Raw genomic sequence first — 10887 nt, forward strand, 5'->3', positions numbered from 1 at the left:
CCCCGATGCAGCCCTTCATCCGTCACGAGGGGGTCGGAGCCCCCCTGCGTCTCAGCAACGTCGACACCGACCAGATCCTCCCCTCGAAATACCTCAAGCGCGTGACGCGGACGGGGTTCGAGGACGCCCTGTTCGCGGCGTGGCGCACCGACCCGGACTTCGTCCTCAACCGACCGCCCTTCCGGGACGCCTCGGTCCTCGTCGCGGGCCCGGACTTCGGCACCGGGTCGTCGCGGGAGATGGCCGTGTGGGCCCTCCAGGACTACGGCTTCCGCGTCGTCATCGCGCCCCGGTTCGGCGACATCTTCTTCAGCAACGCCGGCAAGGCGGGCCTCCTCGCGGTGCGGCTCGACGAGGACGTCGTCGAGCGACTCTGGGATCACCTGGATGCCACGCCGGGGGCGACGATCGCCGTGGACCTCGAGCGGGGCACGGTGGAGGCGGGTGGCATCCATGTCGGGTTCCTCCTCGACGAGTACACGCGGTGGCGTCTGCTGCACGGATACGACGACATCGCGATCACCCTCGAGTCCGCGGAGGCGATCGATCGATTCGAGGCGGCGCGCAGCGACCTCAAGCCCGTGATCGGGGCCGGTCGATGACGGCGCGGGAGGGCGTCCAGAGCGACGCGGAGGCCGGCTTCGGGCGGAGGCTGACGCCGGGGGCGTCACCGGCGCTCGTCGTCGTCGACATGGTGCGGGCCTACTTCGAGCCGGGCGAACAGCTGTACATGGGGCTCGACGACTGCCTCCTCTCGGCGGAGCGCGTGCTTGCGGCAGCGCGTCGGGCGGGGATCCCCGTGCTGCACACCACCGTCTCGTTCGTGGAGGGCGGGATGGACGGCGGCTACTTCTTCCGGAAGGTCGGGGCGCTGTCGGTCTTCGTCGGTGACAAGCCCGGCGGCCGCATCATGCCGCAGGTGGCACCTCACCCGGGGGAGCCGGTGCTCGTCAAGCAGTACGCGAGCGCGTTCTTCGGAACCTCGCTCGCCTCGACGCTGCGCGCACAGGGGGTCGACACGGTCATCGTCGTCGGTGTGAGCACGAGCGGCTGCATCCGCGCGACGGCCGTCGACGCCCTGCAGCACGGCTTCATCCCGCTCGTGGTGCGCGACGCCGTCGGCGATCGCGCGGACGGCCCCCACGAGGCGAACCTCTTCGACATCCAGGCGAAGTACGGCGAGGTCCTCGACGAGGCGGCGGTCCTCGAGTACCTCGGCGGGGTGACGCGATGACGTCGGCGACGACCGCGCCGCGGACGATGATCGACAAGATCTGGGAGCGCCAGGCGATCGCGCGCGGGGACGGGCGGCCCGACCTGCTCTACATCGACCTCCACTTCGTCCACGAGGTGTCGAGTCCGCAGGCGTTCGACGGGCTGCGGGTCGCCGGTCGACCTGTCCGGCGGCCCGACCTGACGATGGCCACCGAGGATCACAACGTCCCGACCGACACGCTCCTGCTTGCCGATCCGGTGAGCAGGCTCCAGGTCGAGACGCTCCGCCGCAACTGCGAGGAGTTCGGGATCGAGCTGCAGCGGCTCGGCGACCCAGGACAGGGCATCGTCCACGTGATCGGCCCCGAGACGGGACTCACGCAGCCCGGGATGACGATCGTGTGCGGCGACAGCCACACCTCGACCCACGGTGCGCTCGGTGCCCTCGCGTTCGGCATCGGCACGAGCGAGGTCGAGCACGTCCTCGCGACCCAGACGCTGCCGCAGGCCCGTCCGAAGACGATGGCGGTGACCGTGAATGGACGCCTTCCCGACGGGGTGTCGTCGAAGGACCTCGCCCTGGCGCTCCTGTCCCGGGTGGGGACCGGGGGCGGCCAGGGTCACGTCGTCGAGTACCGCGGGGAGGCGATCCGGGCGCTCTCGATCGAGGCGCGGATGTCGCTGTGCAACATGAGCGTGGAGTGGGGCGCCCGCGCGGGTCTCGTCGCGCCGGACGAGGTCACGTTCGCGTACCTCCGGGGACGCCGGTACGCGCCCGCGGGTGACGCGTGGGAGCGCGCGGTGGCCGAGTGGTCGTCGCTGACGACCGACGAGGGCGCCGTGTTCGATCGGGAGATCGTGATCGACGCCGCGGAGATCTCGCCGTTCGTGACATGGGGGACCAACCCGGGCCAGGGCGCCCCCCTCGATTCCGCCGTGCCGGATCCGGAGGCGTTCACCGACCCGGAGGAGCGCGAGGCCGCCCACCGCGCGCTCGCGTACATGGACCTGCGCCCCGGCACCCCGCTGCGCGGCATCCCGCTCGACACCGTCTTCATCGGCTCGTGCACGAACAGCCGCATCGAAGACCTGCGCATCGCCGCGGACGTCCTCCGCGGACGGCGCGCCGCCGCCGGGATCCGGCTCCTCGTCGTCCCCGGGTCGATGGCGGTCAAGCGCCGTGCGGAGGAGGAGGGCCTCGACGAGGTCTTCCGTGCCGCCGGCGCCGAGTGGCGCGGGGCGGGGTGCTCGATGTGCCTGGGGATGAACCCCGACGTCGTCGGACCGGGCGAACGCACCGCGTCCACCTCCAACCGTAACTTCGAGGGCCGCCAGGGACCGGGTGCTCGCACGCACCTGGTCTCCCCGGCGGTGGCCGCGGCATCCGCCGTGATCGGCCGCCTCGCCTCTCCCGCCGACCTGTCGGCATCCGATCAGAAAGTGATTCCATGACCCCCGCCTCCCAGCTCCGCGGACTGCTCGCCGACACCGCCGCACCCCTCGTCGTCCCCGGCGCGGGGACGCCCCTCGAGGCGCTCGCGATCCAGCGCGCGGGCTTCGGCGCGGTCTACCTCAGCGGCTACGCCATCGCGGCCTGGCGGCACGGCCTGCCCGACATCGGACTCCTCGGTGCCGGGGAGGCCCTCGAGGCGCTGACGGCCACCGCCCGCGTGACCGACCTGCCCCTGCTCGTCGACGCCGACACGGGGTACGGGGATGCCACCTCGGTGTGGGCGAACGTCCGCATGCTCGAGGCGGCGGGGGCGGCCGGCATCCAGATCGAGGATCAGGTCTGGCCGAAGCGCTGCGGCCACATGGTCGGCAAGGAGGTCATCGACGCCGACGAGGCCGTCCGCAAGATCGCCACCGCGGCCGAGGCCCGGCGCGATCCCGACACCGTCATCGTCGCGCGCACCGACTCGCTCGCGCCGCTCGGACTGGACGAGGCGCTGTCGCGGGCCCAGCGGTTCCGCGAGGTCGGCGCCGACGTCGTCTTCATCGACGCGCCGTCGTCGATGGCGGACCTCCGCCGGATCGGTGCGGAGCTCGACGGCCCGATCATGGCCAACATGAGCGAGGGCGGTGTGACCCCGGCGCTGTCCGCGGACGAGTTCCACGCCCTGGGATTCCAGCTCGTCATCTTCCCCACCGCCCCGCTGCGCGTCGCCTCGATGGCGATGTCGGACTTCCTCACCGACCTGCGCCGGGACGGCGATTCGCGGTCGTGGCGGGAACGAATGGACGGCCTCGACGAGCTCAACGATCTCGTCGGTCTCGATCGCTACCTCACGATCGGCGACCGGGCGTCGAGTCTCGATCTGCCCCGGGCCGCCGTGCAGGGGGCGTCGTGAGGATTCGCGGCGCGGTCCTCGAGGAGGTGGGGCGGCCCGCCCCCTTCCGCGAATCGCGGCCCCTCACCGTCTCGGAACTCGAGCTGGCCGAACCCGGTCGCGAGGAGATCCGGGTGCGGATCGAAGTCGCCGGGCTCTGCCACTCCGACCTCTCGGTCGTCGACGGCAACCGCGCGCGTCCCACGCCGATGCTCCTCGGGCACGAGGCCGCCGGGATCGTGGATGCCGTCGGCCCGGGCGCCGATCCGGAGATGCTCGGTCGGCGAGTGGTCATGACGTTCCTTCCGCGCTGCGGCGCGTGCGAGGGGTGCGCGAGCAACGGGCTGCGGCCCTGCGTGCCCGGCTCGGCGGCGAACGGAGCCGGCGAACTGATCGCCGGCGGTCGGCGCCTGAGCAGGGACGGCATCCCGGTGCACCATCATCTCGGCGTCTCCGGTTTCGCCGACCACGCGGTCGTCTCCGTCCACTCGGTCGTGCCCGTGTCGGACGATGTGCCCGCGGACGTCGCCGCCGTCCTGGGGTGCGCCGTGCTCACCGGCGGCGGAGCCGTGCTCAACGCCGGGCGGCCGTCGCCCGGGCAGACGGTGGCCGTGGTCGGACTCGGCGGCGTCGGCATGGCCGCGCTGCTCACCGCGCTCGCGCTGGACGATCTCACGGTCATCGCGGTCGATGCCGTCGAGGCGAAGCTCGCGCTCGCCCGTGAACTCGGTGCTGCGCGGGCGTTGTCTCCCGCCGAGGCCGTGGAGTCCGGGCTGCGCGCTCCCGTGGTGATCGAGGCCGCCGGCAACGTGCGCGCCCTCGAGACGGCGATCGCGCTGACCGAGGCCGGAGGGCGCACCGTCACCGTCGGACTCCCCGCGCCGGACGCGCGCGTGAGCTTCTCGCCCACGGCCCTCGTCGCGGAGGGGCGCTCGATCATCGGCAGCTACCTCGGCTCCGCGGTGCCCGAGCGCGACATCCCCGTGTTCGTCGACCTCTGGCGACGCGGGCGTCTGCCGGTGGAGCGTCTCGTCTCGTCGGAGATCGCGCTCGACGACATCAACGAGGGCATGGACGCTCTGGCATCCGGTGCCGCCGTGCGTCAGATCATCCGCTTCGCCTGACTCGGCGCTCAGGGGAGGGTTTCCGGCGGGGGGAGGAGCCCCGCGGGGCTTGGCCTCCTCCGCTCCCCGTTTCTCCTCCGCTCGTCGCCCGGAGCGATCCGGGCGACCTGTCAGAACAGCCGCGGAGCGCCCGACTCGATGCCCTTCATCTCGTCGTAGTCGAGGGTGAGGCAGCGGATGCCGCGGTCGGTCGCGAGCACGCGCGCCTGCGGCTTGATCTCCTGCGCCGCGAAGACGCCGCTCACGGGTGCGAGCAGCGGGTCGCGGTTGAGGAGCTCGAGGTAGCGGGTGAGCTGCTCGACGCCGTCGATGTCGCCGCGGCGCTTGACCTCGATCGCGACCGTGCCGCCGTGTCGTCGCGCAGCAGCAGATCGACGGGGCCGATCGCGGTGGGGTACTCCCGGCGGACGAGCGTGAGGCCCTCGCCCACGACCGACACCTGCTCCGCGAGCAGCCGCTGCAGGTCGGCTTCGACGCCGTCCTTGATGAGACCGGGGTCGACGCCGAGGTCGTGCGAGGTGTCGTGGATCACCTCGTAGATCTTCACGACGAGCGCGTCGCCGGACTTCTTGTGCGTGACGCGCCACTGCTGAGTGACGCCGACGCTCGCGGCATCCTCATCCGGCTCCTCGACCGTGAGCGTGCACGGCGGGCTCATCCAGTTCAGCGGCTTGTAGGACCCGCCGTCCGAGTGCACGAGCAGCGACCCATCGCCCTTGTGCACGAGCAGACGCGTGGCGAGCGGCAGATGGGCGTTGAGCCGACCGGTGTAGTCGACGGAGCAGCGGGCGATGACGAGACGCACCCGACGAGCCTAATCGCGGCGGGCGGCTCTCTCGGCCTCGGGTTCAGCGACGACGAGCGGCTTCGCCGCTCCCGAGAAGAGTCCGGATGCCACGATCAACCCCACCACGATGAGCAGCGTGTTGAGCAGACCGATGTGATCGCCGATCCAGCCGAGGATCGGCGGGCCGCACAGGAACGCGACGTACCCGATGGTCGCGGCCGCGGCGACCCGGGAGGCGGCCTTGGCGGGGTCGTCGGCCGCGGCGGACATGCCGATCGGGAAGCCCAGCGAGGCACCGAGACCCCAGAGCGCGGCGCCGAGGTACACGAGCGGTCCGAACGGCGCCACGATGAACAGCAGCAGTCCCGCGGCGGCGGTGACCGCGAGGATCCGCAGGACCCACACGCGTCCGAACCGGTCGACGACGGGACCGCCGAGGAGGCGCCCCGCGGTCATCGCGACCGAGAACACGGCGAGCACGGCCGGCCCTGCCTCTTCGGGCGCGCCGTGTCCGAACACGACCGCGGAGGGCAGCCAGTCGTTCGCGCTGCCCTCGGCGAATGCCATCCCGAGCATGATCACGCCGAGCGTGTACGTGCGCGGCTCGCGCCACGCGGCGAGCGACGTGCCGAGGCGCTCGCGCCAGTGCGCGCGCTGCTCCGCGGGCGGGGCGTCCATCGCGATCTCGCGGGACGGGACGTTGGCGATCGCGACGAAGGCCACCACCGCGATCACGATCGCCATCGCGAGGCTGTGCGCGAAGACCGGCAGGCCGCCACGGACGGCCAGGAACCCGATGCCGGCGCCGATCACCGTGCCGAAGCTGAAGAACGCGTGCAGCAGAGGCATCACGGTGCGGCCGGTCGCCTTCTCGAGCGCGGCGCCCTCGACGTTCATCATGACGTCGACCGCCCCGTTGCCGAACCCGAACAGCGCGAGGCCGACGAGCGCGACGCCGTACAGCTGAAGGGTGTCGGACCCGAACCCGATGATGAACAGCCCGACCGCGACGAGCAGGAGGGCGATGAGCATGCCGCGGCGTGCACCGACCCGCGCGATGACGGCGGGCGCGACGGTCAGACCGATAATGGATGCCACCCCCATGCCGAGCAGCAACTGCCCCACGCCGGCGTTCTCGATGCCGAGCGACTCGCGGATCGCCGGGACCCGGGAGGCCCAGGTCGAGATGCTCAGGCCGCTCGCGAGGAAGATCGCGCAGATCGCGATGTACCAGCGCACGAGGCGCGAACGGGTGAGCGTGGAATCCATATCGCCACAGTAACCAGGATTCGCGGACGAATCGAATCGATTCGAGAGATCGGTTCCACGCGGGGTACGATCAGGCGGTGAGCACGCGCCGCGCGACCATCAGCGACGTCGCCCGAGAGGCGGGCGTCTCCGTCTCGACGGCATCCGTCGTCTTCAGCGGCAAGACGCCGACGTCGGAGGCGACGCGGGCGCGGGTGCTCACGGCCGCAGAGAAGCTCGGTTACACCGGTCCGGATCCTCGCGCGGCTTCGCTGCGCCGCGGTCGGTCGGGCATCGTCGGCGTCGTCTTCGACCAGCACCTCGGCACGGCGTTCCTCGACCCCGTGACGACGCACATGATGGACGGCCTCGCCGACGGCGTCTCGCGCCTGGGCGCCGCACTCCTCCTCCTGCGCGACGACGGTGTGACCATCAGCGAACCGTCGCTGCACACCGCTCCGATCGACGCCGCGGTGCTCATCGGCTGCAGCCCCCGCATGGCCGACTCGCTCGAGATCGTCCGGGGGCGTGGCATCCCGGTCGTCGTCATCGAAGGGGATGCCGGGGACGGAATCCCGCGCGTGCTGCTCGACAACGTGGAGGCGCAGCGCGAAGCAGCCCGACACCTTGCCGACCTCGGGCACACCGACGTCGTGGTCGTGACGCTGCCGGTCGACGTCGAGCGGCGCCGCGGGTGGATCCCCGACGACGCCGCCGTGCACGTCGACATCACCGCCGACCGGCTCGCCGGCGTCCGCGAGGTGTTCCCCGACGCTCCGGCGCTCGCCGCCGCGGCCAGCTCGATCGACGAGGGCGCGATCGCGGGCCGCACGATCTTCGCCGACCCATCGCGCCGACCCACGGCCGTGATCGCGCAGAGCGATCTGCTGGCGGCGGGCGTCATCCGCGCCGCCGAGGAGGCGGGACTCCAGGTGCCCCGCGACGTGAGCGTGACGGGCTTCGACGGCGTCGTCGTGGATGGCCTCGCGCCCCACGTGCTCACGACCCTCGTGCAGCCGGCCACGGCGAAAGGCCGCGCGGCGGGCGAGGCCGTCGCGGCGATGCTCGAGGGCTCGACCCCCGCCGGACTGGACCTGACCTGCACGTTCCGCGTCGGCACGACGACCGCGCCGCCGCGCTCGACAGGCGTCTAGCGTCGTTGTGAGACGCGATGCGCTTTCGTATGATTGGGGTACGCCTTCCCCTGAGGGGTGTGAGGAAGTGAAGCCGGGACCCCCGCCGCATGACGGGACCCGGCTTTCGCGTATCTACAGTTCGATGACGATCTCGTGCAGTTTGTGGTTGATGAGCCCTCGGAACTGAGGGCGCCCCTCGTATGCCGCGGCGACCGCGCCGGCTACGGCGTCCGCGACCCACAGGAGCGGTTCCTCCGAAGGCCGCGCGTGGTCGACACGGATCGACGGAGGCAAGGCGCCCGTCGTGCGGAGGCTGGCGATCATGGCGAGATCCCTCTGATTACCTATCCGGTCGCGCGACTCCAACCACACGTGTTGCACGTCGTCAGCGACCAGCTGGTGGACCAACATTTGCAGGCATTTGCGACGCGCCCGCTCCTGTCGGCGAGAGTCGAGACGGGTGGCTGTCACGACCATGTTCGACAGCGAGAGCTCGCCGACGAGAGTCGCGATCCGCATCTTGTCGCGTTCTTCCTCGCTGCTCCAATGGAGGCGCCCCGTTGCGCGTGCGAGTGACCGCAGGCGGCTCCGGTCGGCTTCGAGCGCCTCGGGCACGACGGGGCCCACGGCGGCAGCCAGGAGGTAGAGACCGCGAGCGACGAGCACGGACTCATCGACCCAAGCGTGCACCGGGAGGGGGGTGGGCGGACTCATCGAGCGGCCGGGGGCCGGGTCGTCCACACGGAAGCCTGCGACGCGAAGGCAGTTCCGAAATCGGCCCCTCGTTCCATGAGCTCTCCCTTCGCCATCGTCGACACTGCCGTTCTTCGGCTCGAGCCGAGCGACGAGGCAGCTCCGGCTCGTCGCGCACGCGGGAAAAATCCCCCGGTGTCCGTGCATGAGCGCGTCACGTGTGCGGGGAGGAGTCCCGTCAAGCGGCATCCCCGCGCACATCCTGAGCATCACCCGACCGGGGAGACGAATGCCTCGGGTAGAATGGATCCGACACCCCGAGAGCCCGGGCACCTGCCCGTCGACCCCGAGGAGGCCCACTCGTGCTGGCATTCCTCGGCGCCTTCGCCCTCGTTCCGATCCTGCTGCCGTTCCTGGTGGCGAGAATCGGCGCCCGCGCGTTCTACGTCGCCGCCGTCCTCCCCGCCCTCGCTTTCGCGCACGCCATCGTGCTGGCGCCGACGGTGCTCTCCGGTGCCATTCCGTTCGAGGAATACGCCTGGATCCCCGGTCTCGGCGTCACGCTCTCGATGCGCATGGACGTCCTGGGATGGCTCCTGACGCTGATCGTGACCGGTGTCGGCGCGCTCGTCATGCTCTACTGCCGCTGGTACTTCCGCGGCAAGACGACCGGGGTCGGACAGTTCTCCGCGGTGCTCCTCGCCTTCGCGGGGGCGATGTACGGCCTCGTCCTCACCGACGACATCGTCGTGCTGATCATGCTGTGGGAGGTCACGAGCGTCCTGTCGTACCTGCTCATCGGGTACTACCACGGCCGCGCCGCGAGCCGCCGGGCCGCGCTCCAGGCGCTGCTGGTGACGACGCTCGGCGGACTCGTCATGCTGATCGGCGTCGTGCTGATGGTCGTACAGGCTGGCACCACCAGCCTGTCCGCGATCCTCGCCGACCCGCCCGTCGGACCCGTGGCCGACGTCGCCGTGCTGCTGCTCCTGGTCGGGGCACTGAGCAAGTCGGCGATCTTCCCGTTCCACTTCTGGCTCCCCGGTGCCATGGCGGCCCCGACCCCGGTGAGCGCCTACCTGCACGCCGCGGCCATGGTGAAGGCGGGCATCTACCTGATCGCGCGCCTGGCGCCCGGCTTCGCCGACACCCCGTTCTGGCGCCCCACGCTCATCACGCTCGGCGTCTTCACGATGCTGCTCGGCGGATTCCAGGCGCTTCGCGAACGCGACCTCAAACGCATCCTCGCGTTCGGCACGGTGAGCCAGCTCGGCTTCCTGACCGTGATGCTCGGGTACGGCACCCGGGATGCCGCTCTCGCCGGCATCGCGCTGGTCCTCAGCCACGCGCTGTTCAAGTCGTGCCTCTTCCTCGTCGTCGGCGTGATCGACCGCCAGCTCTCCACGCGTGACATCGGCGAGCTGTCCGGCGTCGGTCGCCAGGCACCGGTCATGGCGACGGCCGCGTTCATCGCGATCGCCTCGATGGCCGGTGTCATCCCGGCCTTCGGCTTCGTCGCGAAGGAGACCGCGCTCACGGCGCTGTGGCACGAGGCGACCGAAGGGGCGCCGTGGGGCATCGTCGCGCTGATCGGCGTCGTCGCCGGGTCGGCGCTCACGGCGGGGTATGGCATCCGGTTCCTCTGGGGGGCGTTCTGGACCAAGAAGTCCATCGAGCGCACCGAGTGGCCCGACCCGCCCATCGGGTTCCTCGCCTCGCCGGTCCTGCTGTCGGCCGCGACGCTCGCGCTCGGCTTCCTCGCGCCGATCGTCGACGGATGGCTCGCGCCGTACGCCGACACCGTCCCCGAGGCGACCGCGGGCGTCCCGGCCCCCGACCACACGTACCACCTGGCCCTCTGGCACGGCCTCGAGCCGGCGCTGTTCCTCTCGCTCGGCACGCTCGCGCTCGGCGCCGGAATCTTCTGGCTCGTGCGCCGCACCCAGCTGCACAAGCGCAAGCGGATGCTGCCCTTCACGGCGAACGACGCGTACAACGGCGTGCTGCGCGCGATCGACCGGTCGTCGGAGTGGACGACGGCACGGTTCCAGCGCGGTTCGCTGCCGTTCTACGTCGGCACGATCTTCGTCGTCCTCGTCGTGGCCGAGGGCACGGCGCTGCTCGCCTCGGACGAATGGCGTGCGCAGCTCGACGCGTGGCAGTCGCCCGCGCAGCTCCTCGCCGCTCCGGTGATGATCGCCGCCGGCATCCTCGCGGTCCGCGCGCCCAAGCGCTTCACGGGCGTCGCGCTCGTGTCGGTGACCGGTCTCGGCATGGTCGTGCTCTTCGCGACGAGCGGTGCCCCCGACCTCGCGCTCACGCAGGTGCTCATCGAGACGATCACGCTCGTGGTG

Annotated in this window: 9 protein-coding genes and 1 pseudogene; 7 read left to right on the plus strand and 3 right to left on the minus strand. The window is 71.3% G+C overall.

All coding sequences use genetic code 11. The features are described 5' to 3' along the window. Positions 1-5 precede the first annotated feature (5 nt). From leuD to I5G_RS16160, 5 genes are read left to right on the plus strand one after another with little or no spacing between them, the layout of a single operon-like run. Complete coding sequence (gene leuD, locus I5G_RS16140) at positions 6-602, plus strand: 3-isopropylmalate dehydratase small subunit (RefSeq protein ID WP_022879984.1); 597 nt, start codon at positions 6-8, stop codon at positions 600-602. Then, the gene (locus tag I5G_RS16145) at positions 599-1234 is read left to right on the plus strand and encodes an isochorismatase family protein (protein WP_022879985.1); all 636 of its coding nucleotides are present in this window, start codon (positions 599-601) and stop codon (positions 1232-1234) included. The genes leuD and I5G_RS16145 overlap by 4 nt, the downstream gene beginning before the upstream one ends. Next, positions 1231-2667 carry a 3-isopropylmalate dehydratase large subunit gene (gene leuC / locus I5G_RS16150; RefSeq protein ID WP_022879986.1) on the plus strand — a complete coding sequence of 479 codons (1437 nt, stop codon included), beginning with the start codon at positions 1231-1233 and terminating at the stop codon, positions 2665-2667. Before I5G_RS16145 ends, leuC begins: the two co-directional genes overlap by 4 nt. Beyond that, the gene (locus I5G_RS23020; RefSeq protein ID WP_022879987.1) at positions 2664-3566 is read left to right on the plus strand and encodes an oxaloacetate decarboxylase; all 903 of its coding nucleotides are present in this window, start codon (positions 2664-2666) and stop codon (positions 3564-3566) included. Before leuC ends, I5G_RS23020 begins: the two co-directional genes overlap by 4 nt. Further along, positions 3563-4669, plus strand: coding sequence for an alcohol dehydrogenase catalytic domain-containing protein (locus I5G_RS16160; RefSeq protein ID WP_022879988.1), 1107 nt, complete (start codon positions 3563-3565; stop codon positions 4667-4669). The genes I5G_RS23020 and I5G_RS16160 overlap by 4 nt, the downstream gene beginning before the upstream one ends. 110 nt (positions 4670-4779) lie before the next feature. Here I5G_RS16160 and nucS read toward each other — a convergent pair. Then, positions 4780-5474, minus strand: a pseudogene (gene nucS / locus I5G_RS23025) (endonuclease NucS). 9 nt (positions 5475-5483) lie between these two features. Next, positions 5484-6725: a sugar MFS transporter gene (locus I5G_RS16170; RefSeq protein ID WP_022879989.1), complete on the minus strand. Its 1242-nt coding sequence runs from the start codon at positions 6723-6725 to the stop codon at positions 5484-5486. Between the two features lie 77 nt (positions 6726-6802). Here I5G_RS16170 and I5G_RS16175 point away from each other — a divergent pair, with 77 nt between their 5' ends. Continuing rightward, complete coding sequence (locus I5G_RS16175) at positions 6803-7858, plus strand: LacI family DNA-binding transcriptional regulator (RefSeq protein ID WP_022879990.1); 1056 nt, start codon at positions 6803-6805, stop codon at positions 7856-7858. Between the two features lie 114 nt (positions 7859-7972). Here the strand turns inward: I5G_RS16175 and I5G_RS24140 are convergent, their stop codons facing one another. Next, the gene (locus I5G_RS24140; RefSeq protein WP_148286523.1) at positions 7973-8467 is read right to left on the minus strand and encodes a hypothetical protein; all 495 of its coding nucleotides are present in this window, start codon (positions 8465-8467) and stop codon (positions 7973-7975) included. Between the two features lie 428 nt (positions 8468-8895). Here I5G_RS24140 and I5G_RS16185 point away from each other — a divergent pair. Further along, positions 8896-10887, plus strand: a 1992-nt coding sequence (locus I5G_RS16185) for a proton-conducting transporter membrane subunit (RefSeq protein WP_022879992.1), incomplete at its 3' end; no start/stop codon positions are given.

This window comes from Microbacterium sp. B19 (assembly GCF_000333395.1).
Taxonomy (GTDB): domain Bacteria; phylum Actinomycetota; class Actinomycetes; order Actinomycetales; family Microbacteriaceae; genus Microbacterium.